The following is an 18888-nucleotide window of genomic DNA, read 5'->3' as shown; positions in this document are numbered from 1 at the left end:
CGACCGCTTGGCTTATTGCTGCCTACTGGGAGTGATTTAGGCGGTCGCCTTGCAGATCAACCTCGAAGACCACAAGAAAGTTCAGGTACGCTACCGCTTACCCAGAAATTCGGGACTCGGACGACCGTGAACCCTGGTCAGGCACGGTCATAGGTAAAGGACGTCAAGAGCGTCGTCACGAAATTGCTGGCCCGTTCCTTGACCAACATCTCGGTCCACTCGTTAGTGCCGCGAAGCCTCAAGTCCGTCTGGATGCTGTCGACGGCCGCTTCTTCGATCCGCTTGATGTGGGAGCCGAAGGCCGCTTCGCCAGCACCATGGTACATGTCACGTATCACCATGCGCAGGATTTCCTGGATCGCTATCTGCCAAGCTGTATTGATTGCCTGTAGCTCGTTCGTGTCCGGTGCCATAAAAGGCTCCTAAGGAATGAGTAAGTTCGAGCGTGACCGTATATCACGCCCTGATCTATTCCACGGCCCTAACCATCAAAATGTGGGCGCCCGGACGCTAAGCCCGACGGGCCTTGCGGGCAGCATAGCGTCTGTCCCGCTCAGCCTTGCGAGCGGCCTCGTCTTCCACGACGAGCGATATCCGGGCGTTTTCGGCGGACTTTTGCGCCTCAATCTCGGCCGCCGCGGCTGCCTCCATGGCTGCCTGCTCTTGCGCCGCAAGAGTTTCTAGGCGCCTACGCTCCTCGGCTTTCAGTCGTTCCCGTTCCGCACGGCGTGCCTCGCGGGCTTCAACAAGCGAGATGCGCTCCGTCTGTCTGGCGGCTTGTAATGGCTCTGCCGCTGTCTTTGCTGCTCGATATGCTTTGAGAAGGGCTGCTTTGGCGTCCGCAGCAGCGGCGCGTCGGTCGGTGTGTTCGTTGTTTCTGGCGTGTCTCAATCTATATCCTGACTCTTTGCGTTTGGGATGATCTCAGCTGGACTTCGATCGTTTGGCAAGGAGCGCGGATGTTGCGGAGATCCGGTCAGCTTGCTCCTTGGCGAGCCGCGCTTCGCGCAGCCTGATGGTCTTGGCATCGCGCGCCTGAGCGATCGATGCGAGCTCTTCCGCCGCATTGTTCTTGGCGAAAAACTCGGCCTGGAGATTTCCGAAGGCCGCCTCGGCCTGCCTGCGAGATTTGCTATACGTTTCTGTCATCGAATTTCCTCGATCTGGGCTGTGAGGCCAAAACGAAAGAGGCCAGGCGAGCCCGCCTGGCCTCAAACTGATACATTGCTCCCGGCAGTGCCAGTACATCCGTGGTCAAGGGGAAGCAGGATATCGATTAAGCGGACTGCAGATTGCAGGCCGACATCTTGCCCGACTTACGATCGCGCTCGAGTTCGAAGCCGATCTTCTGGCCTTCGACGAGTTCACGCATTCCGGCGCGCTCGACAGCCGAGATGTGAACGAAGGCGTCAGCGCCGCCGTCGTCAGGCTGGATGAAGCCAAAGCCCTTGGTGGAATTGAACCATTTTACTGTGCCAGTGGTCATGATGAACCCTTTCAAGCATAAAGTTGAGAAACCGCGAAGCTGATGCCACGCGGACGAAAACCGACTATTTTTGAAAGGGAAGTTCGCTTAAAGCGCGGTGCCAATCGCGCGGTAGACAAAGCTCGGCAAGCAAAAGATCGATGCGGCTTGTATACGGCAGGCGGGCGGGTTCGTCAACGGTTAGTTTTCTAAGGTGGTGCTATTCTCCTTATGGCTGCTCCTTCGCGAAGGACCCGCAGCCGGCAGCGGATTAGAGCGGTCCTCACCGGACTGCCTCCAGCGCTCCTCTCAGATCATCGATACCGCCTGCAAGGGAGGTCTTTTATCAGTCGAAGCCGCGGACCAACCCTGTAAGGTCGCCCTTATGGGCAAGAAATCGAGATTGGCCTGCTGCCGGTTTCGTGGACACCGAGTGAAGGTGTTTCCAATGAAACTGGAGCGCATGAATGCAACGAAGGAAATTCGGCCGCGAGTACAAGCTTGAGGCAGTGAAGTTGGTGCGAGAGCGCGGGGTCAGTGTTGCGCAAGCCGCCCGCGACCTGGATATTCATGAGAATGTGCTGCGCAAGTGGGTCAGGGAATACGGTTCAGACCCGGCGCAGGCGTTTCCTGGTCCCGGGCAGATGAAGCCCGAGCAGCTTGAGATCGGGAAGGAAGGGTTGATATGACTGGACATCGCTCCTTTAACGACTGCGTAACAAAATGTCGCCTGGACGTCGGGCTCGCAACGATGACGCGACGAGGGCGCCTCTCAAGGGAATGGCACTGTACGAACTGCGTGTGGCGCGTGAACGCGCACTCCATGTGAAGCAAACTATGTCGGTCGGCAGGTTGAAGACAGGCTCTGTCCGAGTGCCTCAGCGCTCTGGTGACGAGGAGCCCCATGCACCACGCTAAAAAAACTTTAGCATTCACGAAAATAAAAAAATATTTTTAGAAGAACGGTGATACGATACGTTTGTAGAATAAATTTTTAAACAGGAAAATCATGCGATATTATTTTCCAGACTTTACGGGACGGCAAATCACTCTCTTTCTTATCGAGACGTCAGTGCTCACAGCCGCGCTCATTGGCATCCTCGTTGTTACCATACCTATGATCTGAGCCAGGCGTCGATAAAGACCGTTAAGGTGTATCGGCATGAGCAAATGCCCAGCCAGTTAATTCGGCCGGGTAGGTTTGCCGCAGCTCCAGTCACCGTTCGCCTCGCCCGATAAACCTTCGATCGGACTGTAATGTGGATTCTCTGCCAGACAAAGAACTAGACCGTCTACTCTTTGACCGGATTTGGGCTCTCGGCGCCAAGGCTGTGCAAGAGAATCGCATTTCTGCGCTCGCTGATGCCACCCGCAGTACCCCTACCTTGGAAGAATACCAGAATAGCCGCGGCGAGCGGATGAGCGATTTTATCAAGGTCATCAAACTCGGAATCGCGCAACTCCGCTAACGCCCATTGCTGATCCGTTTGTTCAGAAATCGCCATTCGCCAACTCACACCTCAGGAAGTCTTTTAGATGAATGACCGCAGTCAGATGGCTTTCACGCCAATCAAGCAGATGAAAAATCACCGCTCTCAAAAGAAGGATCTAAGGTTCGCCGAAAACAGGGTCGAAAAGCTAACCCAGCTTGTTGTCTGTCAGGCTGCGATTGTCAGAGCGCATCGGGTCAACTGCGCTTCAGCGGAGTCGGATAAAGCGCTTCTCGCGAGGATCTGTGATAGCAGGCGTCGCGCTGTGGATTCCCTGCTGCGTGTTCAGGCTTTTTGTTAAGCCACCCATCGATTAAGGTCCGAGATGGTGATGGAGCTGGCAATTTCCCTTGCTGTTTGTCTTAAATGTACGCTTGGGGAGACATCATGTCGAAATTCAATTGGGTATTGTTGGGCGCTTTAGCCGTCGCTCAACCCATCAGCGCGCGCGCCGAGCCACTCGAAACCCTTCACCTCAAGGAAAGTATCGATGTGGTCGGGCAATCGTTGGGAACCAGTCGCTCCTACAAAATCACCACTGGTAGATCGCGGACAATACTGTTCTCCGTCGTTATCGATGCTTCCTGTCACTACACGCTGCAGAAGGGAGGACATAGAAACATCCAGCCACGCGCCGAAAACATTCCCATCGAATTTTCGGACAGAGCTTCGATTGCGGAATTTTATATTCTCTCCTTTTCTCAAACTCGCCCCGCCTGGCAGGCAAGCAGACCTTGCGGGTATTCATTTTCGCTTAAATGAGGGGCGGCCTTCGAGGATCAGCCGAATTGATTCGCTAATACACGTGCCCTGTGAGCCTACTGTCTCGCTTGGCCGTTTGGTACCTGTTCCGGCATCTAAGCTTTTTGGAGCCCCCCACACCCCTGGGAGGGCTCCTTTTGATGGGGCCCGGGGTGCGGCGAGGTATTAAAATCCAACTGCTTGCAACGAGTAGCGAACGCCCTACTTGGATAACAAGCTCGCCCGGAGAATGGTTGTCGCCACTTCTCGGTCATCTTTCGGACAGCCCCCTTGAAGGAGCGTGCGATGTCCACCAGATCGACCTTAGGGAGTATGAGCGCTAAACGGCGGGAGTCGGTCCTGCGCTCGCTCGTATCGATGCTGCAACACTCCGCGGGAGTAGCTAAGCTTCGACAGTATCCGAGTTGGAACGAGATGGAAGTGTTGGCCGCAGAACTATCGCAAAACGCGGCCGCCATTGCTCAGGAAACTTCGGAAGCCGCCGAAACGTCTGTCGCACAGGCCATAAGGCTTGTGAGTGAGTTCGAATTGCATTATCCCTCCACTGATTTTAGCTATCATTGAACTCGTTTCCATGATCCGTTGATGATGGGTTGGTGTGGTCCGAAAGCAGAAAACCACATCCTTTAGCGGATATCTTTCCAAGTCCGACAAGGCACTTTGTCGAATGCGTTGAGCATGGTTGGTAACCACAAGGTGGGTAACGCGCCTCAGCCAGCGTAACGCGGAGGGTAGCGATGGCCGAAAAGGAATAGGGTGGCTAGGGCTGAGCGTTTCTGATGTAGCGGCACGAAGAGATTTCTGACTGCTGAAAATACCAGGAGGAAACGTCGCAAGCCGCCCACGGAACGGAAGCGCTCATCATCCACTCTTGTTTTCGTAGCGGCACGTGAGAATTCTCCGCGCGATTGTTCAGGCCGTTGTGTGGTCGATGTTCGATGCTGCGCGGTACGTACCGCTCTGCTGCTCCGTAATTTTCAGAACTACAGCGAGGGATGTTCTGTGATAGCCACTCGCCGCACCGTTCGGGCGGTGCGACATTCTCTCCGTCGCCGCCTATCAGGTACGCTGGTCGGTCTATCGCTTGAAGACTTTCCCGCGAAAAACCCAAGACAGAGCGGCCCGGAGCAATGGCGAAGACAGCGCGGATTCGGGGATCGGAAAAATCACTTCGCCGCCGATCCCAGGACATCCGAAAAACCGGGTTCTCATAGAGTTTTGGCAGTTCATCGGCGAGGTCTGGAAATTCTCTGGGTCCCCGAACAGGACTCAATTCCGGATTGTCTAGCTCGAACTGCGAAAATGCAACACGGGCTCCAGCCAGTAAAAGGGTCGTGTATGCGCCTGCAGAGAAACCCGCCGCGAAAATCTGTTCTGTAAGCAGTGTGCCGATCACACTTGACCACCAAGACGGGGGTTCGTTTTGAAGATCGGCCGGACCCAAGGCGAGTGTGTGTTGATCGCGGTCACGCCGCAAATTCACATGCTGTCGATAAAGGGGCGTTGGGTGAGAACCCATTCGTCAGGATATGGCTCGTGATCCTGCCGGTGCTCCGTCTGGTACTCGCCCCAGCCCTGAAGCTTCCAGTATTTCGTCATGACATCGAAATGGCTATGCCCGGTTATCTCGCCAGCCTTAACAGCCCCCTTATTAAGGAGCGCTCTGAAGCCGTCTCCCATTGGGCCAGCAAGACAAAGGCCGGGGAGCAGTTGACCGTCTGGCTCGGGATCGAGCCAGATTTCGTGGACGAGTTCGTTTTTCATTGAAGTGTTTTACTTCACGAACCATCCTTCCGAAAGAGGCGGTCGGACGCAAAGGGGGAGCTACTACGTGTGGAAATTGCTTGCCATGCCCGGATAATTCCCCGGTAAAAGCTTATCGATGCGGGACTGCCTGTGGCCGTTGATGATGGCGGTGAGCGTGGCGGTGAAATAGGTGAGCGGATCAACGGCGTCCCGCTTCAGTGCCGCAAGACAGGGGCTCGATCCCTCCTGGTGGAAAAAACGAGGCTTTCTTGTATCGCGAGGAATGGCCGCAGATCCGGCGTCCCCACATGCCCCGTCATGTGGGGTGGGCGTGGCCAGCGGAAGAAAACGAGCAGGCCGTTTGCGGGAAGACGATCAAGCCGAGCTTGCGAGGCGGTTTTTGGTCAGACAAGCCGCATCGAGACCGCGGTGGGTTGCTTGGGGAAGGGTCGGACAATGGCTCTAAGGGCGGGCGTGGATCCGGACGGTGTTTTCGGAACATCCCTGCTATCGCTCCCCGAAGGCCTGTCCTAACGCTGGAGTGATCTACGACATTGGAATTCAGAGCGTGGCGGATGAGATCGGTTGGGTTGAGGGAAGATCCGACCGTTCCGGCGGCTAGGTACGGTTGACTGCCGCCAGCCTGCGGCTCGCCGCCGCTTGCTTGACGATGCCGGCGATCTTTTTCAGGAAGGCCGGGCTGAAGCTGCCAAGCGGCCTGCCCGTTTCGAAGTCGAAAGCCTTGTCGAGCTCGACGCGGTTGTATTCGTCGAGAATGATCCAGCAGGGAAAATCAAGGCCGGCGCGGCGGCACTCGATCTCGCGGATCGGCAGGAACAGGCGACCCTCAGGCGGAATCTGCGAGGTAATGGCGAACAGGAAAACGGCGCCCGGGACGGCGGGTGTTCGCACGACGACGCAAACCGGACGAGCCTTGCGGCCGCTCTCCTCGCCGGCGTCCGACTGTCGCTTCCAGAGGTAATGGAAGCGGACGACGTCGCCTGCATTAAACATGATCGTCCTCAAGCAACGCGTCGAGGCCGGTCATCAGCTCCGCATGGATTGCGTCGGGAGCATCGTCGAGGCCATAGGCCACCGTATGCGAGCCGCCGATAAGCTTTCGGTACTGTTCCGCCGTCAGGATGACGAGCTTTTCCTTGCCACGCTTGGTGAGTGCCACCGGCTCGATCAAGGCCGCCTCCAGGATCTCTCCCGAGGCCCGGTTCATATCGGAAAAAGAAAACTGCTTCATAGGCACCTCCAGGCAGTTACGTAAAATACGTATTTTATGCGGTTCGCGCAAGCCGGCTGCTTGCTGCAACCAGTCGGCTTTCATCAGTGAGCTAGAAGAGCGGATCGAGGAATGTTCTAAGCACACAGCGCAGCCGACAAGGATAAGGAAATATTTGTCGCCAATGCGGGAAATCGATCAAGGCGCAGCCGCTCTTTTGTCAGACCTGTCTCATCGATGTGGCCATAAAGATCGTTCCCTTGTCGCGCAATCAAAGGAATTCGCGAATGGCAGCGCCGCAAACATTGAATGCACGCGAAAACCCGGTACTCCGCATTGACTTTAAATGGCGACGAAACAAATGCTTCGCCCGCCTAACAGAGGAGAACACTGATGGCTGACGAAACCACGATCGAGACCACTGCCACGACCGAAGCGCCGGCCGTAGCCGCCGCTGAAAAGAAAACCCGCAAGTCGCGCACGCCGAAAGCCGCCGCCGAACCCGGCACCGTCGATCTTACCTCTGCGCCGGTAAAGAAGCCCGCCAAGAAGACGCGCGCGAAGCGCGGCTCCAAGACGGCTCCTGTCAAGGCTGTAACGGCTCCTGCCGCACCGAGGGCGCCCGCGGCTCGCGCGCCCCGCGTTGCTTCCACCGCTTCCGCTCCGGTCGCTACCGCTGTTGACGTTCTCGATGATATCGCGGACCTCATCAAGCTTGAGGAAGAGAACAAGCAGCTTCGAAGGGAGCTCTCGGAAAAGCTGCGCGCCGAAAATGCGGATCTGCGCAAGCGCCTTGGCAAGGGCTGAATTCTGGTCTGAGCGGCGCCACGTATTTCAATCCGATGGCGCCGTGGACCTTTCGCCTGGTTCGACCAGGATCAATGCGGTCCTCTTGGTAACAATGAATGACCGCGGCAATGTCCCGCCATCATGCTTTGAAGGTTGAATGCAATGAGAACGCCATGGAGATTTGTAGCTGACCTGGTGTTGCCTAAGCCGAAAACACATGGTCGTGACGAGAGCGCAGCAGTCGCACCGAAAACCATTGCTCTCGAACACAAGCCTGTGCCCGAGGCGGAACAACCTAGCCTCGATGTAACGGCACTCGACCGCTCCGCTCAGGTCGAGGCAAGCCGATCCCTATCAGATACCCATCCGCCTGAGACCGGAATACCGGCATCAATTGAAGACGCTCCTGCGGTCGCAGTCGCTGACGACAGGCCCGCAAACCTCGCCAGCAAAGACAAAGCCGAAGAAACTTCACCTGCGTACTCGGAAACCGCGGCTGCCAAAGCAACGACTAAGGCAGCGCCCACGCGCCGGAAGAAGGTTTCTTCGCTCGCGGCACCGGCGACCGGCCCAGCTTTAGACGAAGCTCCTTCTATCCCCACCGGCCCGAGATCCTACATGGATGAAATGGCCGACCTTGATGCTGAGGTCGACGCGTTGCGGCGTCAGCTTGCAAAGAAGCTCAGCGAGCAGAACGCTCAATTGCGCAAGATGCTCGCCAGGTTCGATCCGCGCTAATCGCGGACTACCAATTCCGCTAAACGGAAGGCTCCGCCGGAGACGGAGCCCATGGTCTTCATTATTCCCGGTTGGGGTGATGACAGCGGACGATCTCCTTCGACAGCTCCAGCTCGCTGATCATCCTGACCGAGCGCTCGTAGAAGGAAGCCCCGCCCTCGTCAGTTCCACCCGCCGCGCCGTGCGCAGCAAAAGTTTCACAAACTCACTCGACGACGGGAACCAAACCGATTGCATGTAAGTCCTTGCGTTAGGATCGCGTAGCGGCATATCTTGCCCTCCCCTCTGTTAGCCCTGAGGCCGCGTGATCCCACCTCCAGCTTGATTTCGCCCGGAAGGGTTATTGACGGAACGGATCACCGCCGCACCTGTTGAGTCGCGAATCAGTCATGCGTGAGGTGATGAAATGGCCGAGCTCGAACTGTCGCCCGTCCGTATCAAGAAAATATCAGTGCAGATCGATGGACAAGGATATCGAGACTTTCATACTGTCTCGGGCCTCTCCGGACTGCTGATGTCCGAGAAATGGCCTAAGAAGGCTGGGAACACCATGTTCCAGCGCGCCTTAGCCCAGTGCTTTAGAGCATTGGCAACGCATGGCGGCGGGGCACGGGCGAGGAAAGCCTTCGTCGACGCGGCTCGGGATGCCAGAATCACTGTGCTGCCGGACGACGCGCCGAAGGCCCGTAGCGCTCCCGCACCTCGTCGTAAAACCCAGCGCAGCGACCGTTCTTCTGATCTTCGGCATCAGAGATGAACTCCCAGCGGAGCTTGCCGAGGATCCCGATCATCGGCGATCTAACGGCGGCCCGCGTCCATACCTATGCGGCCAGCAGCTCTCGTCACTAGCGGCGTGGAAGCAACCAGTCTTCCGCATCGCGATCGCGCATTGCTCGGGGCTCAATTCTTCTCCCAGTTCGCGCCAATACATTGGAGCGACCTTCTCGCAGTAGATATCAGGGTCCATTCCAAACGGTCTCCGCCCCGCGAGGCAATGGAGCCTAACCCGCTCAACGAACCGCTTACAGAATTCCTCTCTCGTCACGGCGACAGCTTACGACAGACCGTAAACCTCGGAAATTGCGGAAACTACGGATGTCCCCCACGCCCTCACCGGAGGAGGCGATGCCCTTTGACCTCATATCGCGTTCGCAAAACGTTCAAGTTGCGCTGCAATCCCGCGGAATATGTGTTGGCGGCCTCCGGAAAGACCGGATCGTGATGCCGATGTGGCTAGATCTAAAACGCTGCCAAAACAGCAGGAGCCGGAGAGTGGATCACTTTCCGGCTCCATGGTGCGAAATCGGGTTCAGTTAGCGGCAGACATTGGTCGTCCGCGTAACGCGCTCACCATACCGATACGTCGTTACCCTTTTGGTGAAGCAAGACGGGTGGCGCCGGTAATCTTCATGGACCATTCGAGCTCTCCACCCACGGTGACCGTTATACCAGCCACGATGCTCGCCACGTTCCCAGCCGCGATGCGGCCCCGGACCGTCATCAGTACGAATGATGACGCTGTCCGCATAGGACGCGGCCGGGACGGCGATGACGGACGAAAAAGCCAGAGCTACAGCCAGGATGATTTTTTTCATGGGGCTTTACCTGAATTTATTGGACCGCGGTTAAATGATTGCCCGGTCTTTGCGTTCCACCAAAAAACTCACTTCGGACTTCAGTCTGAGGTGACGTCAGACCATTGGCGCACCAGTGGAAGCCCCCTGTGGGAACCGGGGAGAGAATGACTAAGCACGCTGAAATACCCATTGATTGCTGGCCTGCTGTCCTCAGGGACGAGCATGCTGCCGCCTATGCCGGCGAGATGACGGTTGACGCCTTCCTGAGCCGTGTGTGGGTACGATATGGCCGAAGCCGTTCTCGACACCGGTACAGGCAAAGGCAAGTTCAGAGCGTGGGGGAAGATCGATCTGGACAGGGCGATCGACCAGGAAGCGTAAGCGGCGTGCCGGAGGCATACTGATGGTGCCTGTGGAACCTTAGCCTGTACCGAAGAGCCGGCTGCCCCTATCTGAGCGCCGCGCTCGGCGAGAATTTTCCGCAAACTAGTTGATCGCGGCCGCTAAAGTTTGGAATGACCGCCTCGACGCTTGGAAAGCCGAGCGACCCCGCCATGCAGCCGGTCGAGACGCTATCAAAATACGGCGACGCCCCTCATCTTCTTCAGTTCGAACCCGCGGTTTGGCAGATCCTGTGTCCATTCCGGCACGAAGCCGATGCCAAGACCGGCTGAGACCAGCGACACCAGCGAGAAGGTGTCGTCGCAGGTATAGGCGACATTGTCGGTCAGATCGTACTCCTCGAACTTCTCGGTAAAGTACCGCTCGCTGTAGGAGCGGTTCTGGCGGGAAAAGGAGATGATCTTTTCAGAGCGCAGATCCTCGAGATCAATCTCGCATTCCAGCGTGCTCGACAGCCGAGATATGAACGAAGGCGTCAGCGCCGCCGTTGTCAGGCTGGATGAAGCCGAAGCCCTTGGTGGAATTGAACCATTTTACTGTGCCAGTGGTCATGATGAACCCTTTCAAGCATCGCGTTGGAGGAGCGCGGAAGGAAGCTCCGGCAGTAATAAGGCGCAACATCATCTGAGAGGCTAGACCATCTTTTCGACTTGGGGTGTCGACGCCCAGTGACACCTAATTTGAATGGCGGCTGATAGTTGGTCCATCGCATTTTGCTGGTCGTTTTTTACCTATCCGCCTGATACATGGAAGCTTCTGTGGGTATACGCCACCATTTCGGCAATCGAGATGGTGGCCCGACTGAAGGGCTTCCGATGGGCTGGAAAACGCCAAAGTTCGAATACGTAAACGGATACAAGATCGTCGAGCTCGAAGGGCCAACCTTCAAAGTCTTCGACGGTGATCGCCAGATCGGTGACGAGTTTCCGTATTCTGGGGAAGCCGCCGCCTACGCGAACTCATTGCCAAAACGCATCGCGCAAAAGTAGGCGAGACAAAACTTTTAACTCCTTCTTCCCTGGAACAGCTCGGATGATCCCTGTTTTTTGCGGATCAAGTCCGACCCTGAGCGGGCCACGAGGGAACAAGGTCGTGAGGAAAAAGAAATGCTGACCTCCGACTGCAGCGCGCGGCTTTCGCCTGGTCTCACACTACTATCCTAGCCAGATCCAATCAAAAGCCTGAGGATGAAAGCGAACGGTCGCTGACTATGATGAAGAGGGCGCCGGCGCGGCGACCTGCCGCATAACCGCTCGACGCCCGACCCGCCGTAGATATCGGATGCCTATATCAGTGCAGCGTGCCACTGATGACCATATTCGAGACGAATGCCGACAAGAGCTTCTGGTCGAAATGACCGGGAGAGTTCATCATCATATTGATGGCCTCGGCCTGTGAGAAAGCCGGCTTGTAGGGGCGGACGGTTGTCAGTACCTCGTAGACGTCGCAAATGGCAGCAACGCGCGCAACGTAAGGGATCTTCCTTCCAGAAAGGCGATCGGGATAACCGCCGCCATCATATCGCTCATGGTGAAAACGACAGATGTCGAGTACTTCAGGCGGCGCCGAGCCTGCTTTCGCCACCATCTCGTAGCCCTTTTGCGGATGGGTGCGGACGAGATCCATTTCCTCGGCAGTCAGTTTGCCCGGTTTGTTCAGAACGTCATCAGGAATGGCCATCTTTCCGAGATCGTGCACAAGACCGCCAAGACCCAGAACGCGGACCTCGTTTTGCCCGTGACCGAGGCAGCGCCCGAATGCGATCATCAGAGCGCTGACCGCGAGCGAGTGGAGGAATGTGGTCTCATCCTTCTCCTTCAGCTTGGCAACAGCAACCAGCGCGCCGGTGTTGTCGAGCGTCTCCAGCATGATGCGCTCCACCGCACTGGTTGCTGCCTCATCTGCAAAATAACCGTTTACGCGAGCATCCTGTAGCATATGACGAAGATGCGGTCCGACCTCCTGAATGGATTGTCTGGCGCGATTGATCTCTCCACGTGAAAATACGTTCAGCAACTGGGCCTCGAAGCTCGCCGAAACCTCCCGGGTCGGAGCTCCTACGACATCTATGCCTTTCGTAATGTCGATGACCACGCTTCTGACATGGCTGCCAGCAAGCCTTCTGACATCATCTCCCTTCGAGACCAAGAAAGGCCTGAAGCGGGCAGCATCGATCTCGGTTGCGAATTCCATGTCGTTGATGAACATGCCGACCCGGAGCTGATTCAGTGGGATGCGTTTGAGCATGTATGATCTTCCTGAAAGTCTCGCACTATTAATGAAATGAACAGGAATATGTCTTAGCTGGAGTACAGAAGGGGCTCCGAAAAGGGCCCACCTCGTATCGGCCGCTGGCCGTGCGCATTCAGGAACTGTCCCGCCTTCAAGCCGTCCATCGCTCCTGCGAATAAGTAGCCCTGACCGAGCTTGCAACCAGATGTTTCAAGACGGTATGCTTGATCTTCATCCTCGATACCTTCCGCCACCACGCGAATACCAAGCTCGGCTGCGATCGAAAGCAACCCCCTGACAATCACCATCCCGGCGTCACCCAGTCTCGTTCGGTCGATGAAGGATTTGTCGATCTTGATGATGTCGACAGGGACGGTCAGCAGATGGGTCAGGGAGGCGTAACCGGTCCCGAAATCATCAAGTGCGACTTTCAGGCCCTCGGATCGCAGGGCGTTGATTTGATCCGCCACCACGTGGTCTCGCTGTCCGAGATAAACGGATTCCGTCACCTCCAGAATCAAGTGATCAAGAGGGACACCCGCCTCTTCGAAGATCCGGCATATCTTCTCTCGTAGTCCTCCCTTGCGGAAGTCGGCGGCTGAGAGGTTGACACCGACATGCTGTAGAGGAAGCGACTCGTCGAGCCATGCGCGCATATCCGCGGCAACCCTGCTCAACATCCGGTCTGTCAGCGCCGATGCGACTTGGGCGTCTTTGGTCGCCTCATGAAAATGAGCGGCCGCGATGACGTCGCCGGACGGGGTCCTCATCCGGCACAAGGCCTCCAGGCCGACGGCCTCTCGCGTGTCGAGCCGCACGATCGGTTGATAGTAGGTCTCGATGCGGTTTTCCGACAGCGCAAGGCTAACGTCCCTTACTGCGCGGAAGCGGCGCGTCAACGCTGTTCCGAGACCTGAATGGAACGCGATAAATTGTCCGCGGGCATGCTCTTTGGCGTGGTAAAGCGCGATATCGGCATTTTGCCGGACCTGCTCGGGATCCACGCCACCTGTCGCCAAGGCACCGCCGAGTGTCACGGCCGGAAAGACGACGTGGCCCGCGCACTCCGTGGGAGGTTCAAGTACGCTCAGGATCTCAGCAGCTTTACGCTGCAGATCGAGTTCCACTTCACCGACAAGGATGACAGCGAATTCGTCGCCACCGAGCCGATAGGTCTGTTCCCTTCCTGCGGCTGCAGCGATCCGTTCTGCCACGACGCGGATCAGAGCATCGCCGGCGGCGTGACCAAAGGTATCGTTGGCCAGCTTCAGATTGTCGACGTCGGCTACAAGGAGTCCCCAGCCGTTATTAGGAGGCAGCGGCGAGGTTCGAAGAGCAAGATCGAAGGCAGTTCTGTTCCGCAGCCCCGTAAGTCCGTCCGTATAGGTCAGACGCTGACGCTCCGCCACCCGTTCCTCACGCTCGATTGCAATGGAGCAGAGATGCACACAAGCGTCCACGATCGTTTGCTCAAGCTTGCTTGGGCCACGGTTCTCCCGGTAGTAGAAGGCGAATGTGCCGACGACGCGGTCGCCGCTCTTGATAGGGCTTGACCAACAAGCCTTCAGGCCGAGCGCGAGGGCGAGTGCCGTGTGATCGGTCCACCTGGGATCGGTTTTTATGTCGGTGACGACGACCGGCGATCCAAGGTAGGCGGCGGCCCCGCAAGACCCCGACGAGAGTCCGACTTTGAGGTTATCGACCGCGTCCGAATACGATTTTGGGAGAGACGGAGCCGCAAGTGTCGACAAGCTAGCGCCATTTGATCTGAGGACAGTGACTGTGATACCGGGAATCGCGGCTTCGACCTTTGTACACAGCACCGAAAGCGTGGTCGGCAGCGGTTCGCCTTTGGCAATCATTTCAAGAATGGCATTCTGCAATTCTAGGATCATCATGGGGCATCTCGAAAATGTAGCCCACCTTAACAGCTGCAATTTCAGATCAAGTTACCGTATCGATTAAATGTTGATCGATACTGTTGAATGTAGCCTCGAGCGGCTCCTCGCCCCGCGCCTCGATGACGTCCACGTTCGGAGTTCTGACCGCTCGGCATTGTGGGGTCACCCCGCCTGGAACCGACGCACCGAGTACCGAGACTGCGACAGGGGCCGCTCTGCGTGGCAGCCTGCGTCATCCCATGGGTTTGTAGCTGGTAGGTACAGCCAGATCCTCATATTATGCCGCGGCAACCATTCTCCGGGTCGTGTCTATGATTATGGAGTGATCATTGGACTTGCCAAAAACCTCCCATCCACCCGCAACATCTCATCCGTCATGTGCCTGTGACCCGACGTGACACTGACTGGCGCCCATCAATCCCTCACCGCAGCTGCGAGTTTCAGGCCGTCGATGCTGCCGGGCAGGTCGATGTCCGTGAACATGATGCGAATATCAGAATGGGCATTCAAAAAATCGACGGCTTCATCAGCATTGCCCGCTTCAACAACATCGAAGCCTTGTTCCTCAAGCGACATGGCGATATCCATGCGTACAATGACTTCATCTTCAATCACGAGGTTTGATAGTAATCTGCGGCGTCACGATCCTTTCCCGCTCCACACAAGACATTGGCTCTTCGCAACAAATCGCGTGACGCGCGTACAGGCAGTTCGATCCAGTAATCAGCCAACATGTCGGGGGTGATAAGTCTTGTCACGTCCGAGCACCTGCCGGAGTCATCCGTGAAAGCAGGCCTGCCGCCTGGCAACGAAATCCCGCAGGTGCATAAGTCATTTCAGGCGTTGAGCCGAAAAGCGATCCGAGAGCCGAGCGGATGTATCGCGTGCCGTAGCCTTGCCGCGTCGGCTCGCGCACGCTCGGCCCCCCGGTTTCGACCCAGCTCATAAAAAAACGGCCGCCTGTCTCGGTTTCGTGGATGGTCCACGTGAGGTCGACGGTCCCGGCGGGCTGAGAGAGCGCACCATACTTGATCGCGTTGGTGATCAGTTCGTGCAGACAAAGAGCGATCGTTGTCGCGGCATCGCGAGTGACGACAAGTTCCGGGCCACGCGCTACGATCCGGCTGGTTCCACCGCTTATATATGGCGAGACCGTTAGCTCGACGACGGCCGAAAACGAAACCTCTTCCCCGCCTGCCTCGAAAACTGCTGAGTGCACGTCGGCTAAAGCCTGCAGGCGGCTTGAAAAGTCGGCTGAGAGGTCTTCCACGGTCGCGGCACCACGTTTGGTCATCTGGAAGATCGAGGTCACGCTGGCGAGAATGTTCTTGACGCGGTGATTGAGTTCCAGGCGAATCTCCCGCTCACGTTCGATATTATCGCGAACCTGACGCTGCCGAAGCCGTACCAAAAGGTTTGATTGGATGGCGTTGACCAGCTCCAGCGGCGCGATCGGGCGGGTGTGGAACAAGAGCCGGGCGCCCGGCCATTCGCGCTCGAGGTGACCGCGGATCCGCGAAACCGATGCTGCCCGTTCGAGCAGGACAATAATCGGGACCTCCGACCAATCAGGTTGTTCGACGAGGTGATTGCCAATCCGGTCTATGACGCCCGCGTTCAGAGCCTCGTGCGTGATGGCGATGATGCCCGGTGATTGGCCGAGAAGGAGATCCAGGTCGTCGTCAAGTTTGGCGGCTTTGACAGCAACCCTCTGCTCGCGAAGAAACGCAGCGATGTAGTCGGAATCCTTGCGAAAGGGAGCAAGGACCAGCACCCAGTCCAGTTCGCTTTCGGGAGCATGGGTCATTTAGGATCAGGGAGAGGGTTATAGGGAACAACCGTGACGCTCCCACTCTGGATCAGCAGTTCCTGGACATTCAGGTCGTGGGGTCCGTGACGCTTTTTGACAACGGTGATGTTGCGGCGGAGACGCCCCTCATGCTCGACGATCCGCAGAAGCAGGACGGTATCGCCAAGGAAACTCACGTCAACATCGATGCCGACATTTTGGCCAATCAATCCATGCTGAGCGACGATCAGCATAGTGAGAACACCGGAGCGGGCCAGATATTTGAGAAGAGACTGGATGTCTCGGACAGCTTTTTCGCGGTGGGGAAGCGAATTGAGATAGCCCGTCAAGCTGTCGATCACCACGACCCGCACTTTGTTCTGGGTAACCGCGTCCTGGACGATCTGGCCAAATTCCCCGGGAGAGATCTCATTGGGGTTGAAGTCGCGCAGGATGAGCTTGCCGTCCTTATGGAACTGTCGCAGCTCCATGCCCAGCCCCTCGGACCGGCGGAAGAACGTTTCCAGACGTTCTTCGAAGAGGAACAGCGCAACACTCTCCCCACGTTCAAGCGCTGCGGTCGCATAAAGCGACGACATCGTCGACTTTCCGGTGCCGGACTGACCAATGACCAAAGTCGTGGTTCCGGCCTCTTGACCACCACCAAACATGTCGTCGAGTTCGGCGACACCGGATTTGATGAGTTGTGGCTTTGATCCTTCCGAATCCGTGCTCGGCATGATCCGCGGAAAAACGACGACCCCCTCGCCTTCGCGAATTGCCATGTCGTGGTACCCGTCAGCGACCGGTACCCCGCGCATTTTTGAAACCTCGACGCGGCGGCGGACGCCACCATATTCCTCGAGGGATTTGTCGAAGCGGATTACGCCGTGGGCAAGCCCCTCGACTTCCTCGCCGCTGCGGTCATTGGCCGAGTTCTGGGTGTCGAGGAGAAGCGCGACGACGTCCTGTTTGGCCAGGAACGATTTAAAGCCGATCAACTCGCGGCGGAACCTCGGCGAATCGCCCGTGATCAGCCGGATCTCGAGAAGCGAGTCATAGACAAGCCGGCGAGGCTTGTGCTCCTCGATTGCGGCTTCAATAGCCTTCCGCGTTTCATCAAGCCTCAGATCCGCCGTCAGAAAGATACTCTGATCGTCCGCTTCGTTAACCGCCCCAGATGTTGATAGTTCTTCAATGCGGATACCGTCCAGCGTCCAGCCGTGGGACAAAGCAATGGCTTCAAGCTCAGCGGCAGACTGGGAAAGTGTGACGTAGATGCAGCTTTCGCCGGCTTCCACACCAGCACGCAAGAATTGCAGTGCGGCCGTAGTTTTGCCCGAGCCGGGCGCACCCTGGAGCATATAGAGGTTCGATGCGGGCAAGCCGCCACGCAGGACCTCGTTCAGACCCTCGATTCCGGTGCTGACAATGGACGGCATTTTTCGTTTTGGCATCTCGGTCTTCCGTTGCAATGATGGGTGCGTGTCGATGTCGATGGCGCGCATCGTCCTTGGAAGAAGCCGCGCAGTTGTTATATTTTGCTTTTCCAAAACATCAATGACATCACTCTGAAAGCTGCGCTACGAGATGAACCAATTGCGATTTAGGGGGTGTTAGGTTGCGCTCTGATCGGCCGCCACAGAATCCTTGAGGGAATGCGGGGACCTGACCGGTGCTGTTGCAATTTTGTGCAAAATTCCACCATGGGTGGCTGGCGGCGACTGCTTGTGATTACGCCATTTATATACTGAACCCGACGGCTATGTCAGCATTTCCCGGTTTGAAGCGAGGATTGGCATCGCCGGGAGAACGCCCCCCGCCCCGCGCGGCACCTCCTTGGAGATTAAGCGTACCTTTTTCGCCTACGATCTCAAATCGAAACGGCGCTTCGGGAGTGCGCCCCCCTGCGACCTCTATGCATACGGAAACGCCTTTAACCGTGGCGCCTTGAAACAGGAGATGGTCATACGTTGTCCGCCGGTGGATTTCCTTCTGCTCGCCGAGCGCGATTGAAGGATACTGGCGCGACACCATGCTGTTGGAGGCAACGGGCTCGCCCAGAAGGTTGAATGCCAGATCGAGCGTATGGGCGCCCTGTATGGTGATGAGGTTGGCGAAGTTTTGCGGGTCCTCGAGATAAACGTATGGGTCAGGAACCTCTGGTCCAAAGCCGGCGGTCGATGAATAGATGTTTGCGCTCAGCAGGCGGCCGATGGCGCCGCCTTGCAGCAGCTCGCGGGCGCGTTTGACCGTCGGGCTGCCTCGTAATTGCAAACCGATCGCGGTGTGAACGTTGGCGGCGTCTGCAGCCATGCAAAGCTCTTCCGTTGACGCTGTCCGACCAAGCCTTATCGGCTCCGGTGTGAGCGTCGGCAGCGGGGCGGACGCCGTCGGCGAGAACCCGAACGAACGGTCAGCACCGGTCGCCTTCTTGGCGTCCTCGACGAGAATGTCGAAGCGAGCATCGATATAGGCGTGTGCTTTATCGGCCACGGCGGCATCGCCGAGCTTGGCGGCGACGACAGCCTTGCGGATCGCGGCGTCGGAGAGACCAGTGGTCTTGACGTCCTTGGCGATGACCGCAGCGGCTGCGATGAGATCGCCACGCTGCTGGACACGCTTGTCGAGATCGGCGTCGGAAAGCACCTTGGCCTTCAGGCTGTCGATTAGAGCTGGCTCGGGAAATCTGCACAGCCAGGATAAGTGGAATTTCTGCCTGACTTCGGCTTAGATGCCGGGAACAGGAGAGACCATGACGAGACG

Annotated in this window: 20 protein-coding genes and 6 pseudogenes; 8 read left to right on the top strand and 18 right to left on the bottom strand. The window is 57.1% G+C overall.

Features of this window, described 5'->3' with window-relative positions:
- Positions 1 to 137 precede the first annotated feature (137 nt).
- From FHT93_RS34990 to FHT93_RS34975, 4 genes are all read right to left on the bottom strand, one after another.
- Positions 138 to 413 carry a hypothetical protein gene (locus FHT93_RS34990; protein WP_018116075.1) on the bottom strand — a complete coding sequence of 92 codons (276 nt, stop codon included), beginning with the start codon at positions 411 to 413 and terminating at the stop codon, positions 138 to 140.
- Between the two features lie 97 nt (positions 414 to 510).
- Complete coding sequence (locus FHT93_RS34985; protein WP_112542228.1) at positions 511 to 891, bottom strand: DUF6481 family protein; 381 nt, start codon at positions 889 to 891, stop codon at positions 511 to 513.
- A gap of 33 nt (positions 892 to 924) precedes the next feature.
- Positions 925 to 1149 (bottom strand): hypothetical protein, encoded by a 225-nt coding sequence (locus tag FHT93_RS34980; protein ID WP_018116070.1) that lies wholly within the window; start codon positions 1147 to 1149, stop codon positions 925 to 927.
- A gap of 127 nt (positions 1150 to 1276) precedes the next feature.
- Positions 1277 to 1486: a cold-shock protein gene (locus tag FHT93_RS34975; RefSeq protein WP_016736157.1), complete on the bottom strand. Its 210-nt coding sequence runs from the start codon at positions 1484 to 1486 to the stop codon at positions 1277 to 1279.
- A gap of 446 nt (positions 1487 to 1932) precedes the next feature.
- Between FHT93_RS34975 and FHT93_RS34970 the strand changes: the two are divergent.
- A pseudogene (locus FHT93_RS34970) lies at positions 1933 to 2139 on the top strand (transposase); the annotation flags it as partial.
- A 618-nt stretch (positions 2140 to 2757) separates the two neighbouring features.
- Here FHT93_RS34970 and FHT93_RS34965 read toward each other — a convergent pair.
- Complete coding sequence (locus tag FHT93_RS34965) at positions 2758 to 2970, bottom strand: hypothetical protein (protein ID WP_018116066.1); 213 nt, start codon at positions 2968 to 2970, stop codon at positions 2758 to 2760.
- A gap of 372 nt (positions 2971 to 3342) precedes the next feature.
- Here FHT93_RS34965 and FHT93_RS34960 point away from each other — a divergent pair, with 372 nt between their 5' ends.
- Together FHT93_RS34960 and FHT93_RS34955 are read left to right on the top strand one after the other, a co-directional pair.
- The gene (locus FHT93_RS34960; RefSeq protein WP_018116064.1) at positions 3343 to 3717 is read left to right on the top strand and encodes a hypothetical protein; all 375 of its coding nucleotides are present in this window, start codon (positions 3343 to 3345) and stop codon (positions 3715 to 3717) included.
- Between the two features lie 285 nt (positions 3718 to 4002).
- A complete protein-coding gene (locus FHT93_RS34955) occupies positions 4003 to 4281 on the top strand; it encodes a hypothetical protein (RefSeq protein WP_183851394.1) in 279 nt (92 codons plus the stop codon).
- A gap of 146 nt (positions 4282 to 4427) precedes the next feature.
- Here FHT93_RS34955 and FHT93_RS34950 read toward each other — a convergent pair.
- Positions 4428 to 4693, bottom strand: a pseudogene (locus FHT93_RS34950) (DDE-type integrase/transposase/recombinase); the annotation flags it as partial.
- Positions 4694 to 5115: 422 nt separating this feature from the next.
- Here FHT93_RS34950 and FHT93_RS34940 point away from each other — a divergent pair.
- A complete protein-coding gene (locus FHT93_RS34940) occupies positions 5116 to 5484 on the top strand; it encodes a hypothetical protein (RefSeq protein ID WP_162709985.1) in 369 nt (122 codons plus the stop codon).
- A gap of 60 nt (positions 5485 to 5544) precedes the next feature.
- Here FHT93_RS34940 and FHT93_RS35850 read toward each other — a convergent pair.
- The 3 genes and pseudogenes from FHT93_RS35850 to FHT93_RS34930 form a co-directional block, all read right to left on the bottom strand.
- Positions 5545 to 5679 (bottom strand): annotated as a pseudogene (locus FHT93_RS35850) (transposase domain-containing protein); the annotation flags it as partial.
- Between the two features lie 402 nt (positions 5680 to 6081).
- Positions 6082 to 6477, bottom strand: a complete 396-nt coding sequence (locus FHT93_RS34935) for a hypothetical protein (protein ID WP_018116061.1) — start codon at positions 6475 to 6477, stop codon at positions 6082 to 6084.
- The gene (locus FHT93_RS34930) at positions 6470 to 6715 is read right to left on the bottom strand and encodes a type II toxin-antitoxin system prevent-host-death family antitoxin (protein WP_018116060.1); all 246 of its coding nucleotides are present in this window, start codon (positions 6713 to 6715) and stop codon (positions 6470 to 6472) included. Before FHT93_RS34930 ends, FHT93_RS34935 begins: the two co-directional genes overlap by 8 nt.
- A gap of 372 nt (positions 6716 to 7087) precedes the next feature.
- Here FHT93_RS34930 and FHT93_RS34925 point away from each other — a divergent pair, with 372 nt between their 5' ends.
- The 3 genes from FHT93_RS34925 to FHT93_RS34915 all read left to right on the top strand — a co-directional run bounded on the left by FHT93_RS34925 (position 7088) and on the right by FHT93_RS34915 (position 8978).
- Positions 7088 to 7501 (top strand): transcriptional regulator, encoded by a 414-nt coding sequence (locus FHT93_RS34925; protein ID WP_183851393.1) that lies wholly within the window; start codon positions 7088 to 7090, stop codon positions 7499 to 7501.
- 144 nt (positions 7502 to 7645) lie between these two features.
- A complete protein-coding gene (locus FHT93_RS34920; protein ID WP_113144542.1) occupies positions 7646 to 8221 on the top strand; it encodes a hypothetical protein in 576 nt (191 codons plus the stop codon).
- Positions 8222 to 8627: 406 nt separating this feature from the next.
- Entirely contained in the window at positions 8628 to 8978 is a 351-nt protein-coding gene (locus FHT93_RS34915; protein WP_018116057.1) for a DUF982 domain-containing protein, read from the top strand.
- 1407 nt (positions 8979 to 10385) lie between these two features.
- Here FHT93_RS34915 and FHT93_RS34910 read toward each other — a convergent pair.
- Both FHT93_RS34910 and FHT93_RS34905 read right to left on the bottom strand, forming a co-directional pair.
- Positions 10386 to 10643 (bottom strand): annotated as a pseudogene (locus tag FHT93_RS34910) (LysR substrate-binding domain-containing protein); the annotation flags it as partial.
- Positions 10630 to 10752: pseudogene (locus tag FHT93_RS34905) on the bottom strand (cold-shock protein); the annotation flags it as partial. The pseudogenes FHT93_RS34905 and FHT93_RS34910, both read right to left, overlap by 14 nt.
- Before the next feature lie 206 nt (positions 10753 to 10958).
- Here FHT93_RS34905 and FHT93_RS34900 point away from each other — a divergent pair.
- Positions 10959 to 11189 (top strand): hypothetical protein, encoded by a 231-nt coding sequence (locus tag FHT93_RS34900; RefSeq protein WP_162709980.1) that lies wholly within the window; start codon positions 10959 to 10961, stop codon positions 11187 to 11189.
- A 301-nt stretch (positions 11190 to 11490) separates the two neighbouring features.
- Here FHT93_RS34900 and FHT93_RS34895 read toward each other — a convergent pair whose 3' ends face one another.
- The 7 genes and pseudogenes from FHT93_RS34895 to FHT93_RS34865 form a co-directional block, all read right to left on the bottom strand.
- Positions 11491 to 12447: an HD-GYP domain-containing protein gene (locus FHT93_RS34895; RefSeq protein WP_018116052.1), complete on the bottom strand. Its 957-nt coding sequence runs from the start codon at positions 12445 to 12447 to the stop codon at positions 11491 to 11493.
- A gap of 53 nt (positions 12448 to 12500) precedes the next feature.
- Complete coding sequence (locus FHT93_RS34890) at positions 12501 to 14327, bottom strand: EAL domain-containing protein (protein WP_049800953.1); 1827 nt, start codon at positions 14325 to 14327, stop codon at positions 12501 to 12503.
- Positions 14328 to 14747: 420 nt separating this feature from the next.
- Entirely contained in the window at positions 14748 to 14921 is a 174-nt protein-coding gene (locus FHT93_RS35845; RefSeq protein WP_246781802.1) for a response regulator, read from the bottom strand.
- A 166-nt stretch (positions 14922 to 15087) separates the two neighbouring features.
- A complete protein-coding gene (locus FHT93_RS34880) occupies positions 15088 to 16140 on the bottom strand; it encodes a sensor histidine kinase (RefSeq protein ID WP_018116049.1) in 1053 nt (350 codons plus the stop codon).
- A complete protein-coding gene (locus tag FHT93_RS34875) occupies positions 16137 to 17579 on the bottom strand; it encodes an ATPase domain-containing protein (RefSeq protein WP_018116048.1) in 1443 nt (480 codons plus the stop codon). The genes FHT93_RS34880 and FHT93_RS34875 overlap by 4 nt, the downstream gene beginning before the upstream one ends.
- 286 nt (positions 17580 to 17865) lie before the next feature.
- Positions 17866 to 18438, bottom strand: a complete 573-nt coding sequence (locus FHT93_RS34870) for a hypothetical protein (RefSeq protein WP_183851392.1) — start codon at positions 18436 to 18438, stop codon at positions 17866 to 17868.
- A 52-nt stretch (positions 18439 to 18490) separates the two neighbouring features.
- A pseudogene (locus FHT93_RS34865) lies at positions 18491 to 18798 on the bottom strand (hypothetical protein); the annotation flags it as partial.
- Between the last annotated feature and the right edge of the window lie 90 nt (positions 18799 to 18888).

The sequence above is a fragment of the Rhizobium sp. BK379 genome (assembly GCF_014193955.1).
Taxonomy (GTDB): Bacteria; Pseudomonadota; Alphaproteobacteria; order Rhizobiales; family Rhizobiaceae; genus Rhizobium.
The sequence above is the reverse complement of the archived record's forward strand: the minus strand, read 5'-3'. Positions and strand labels throughout refer to the sequence as shown.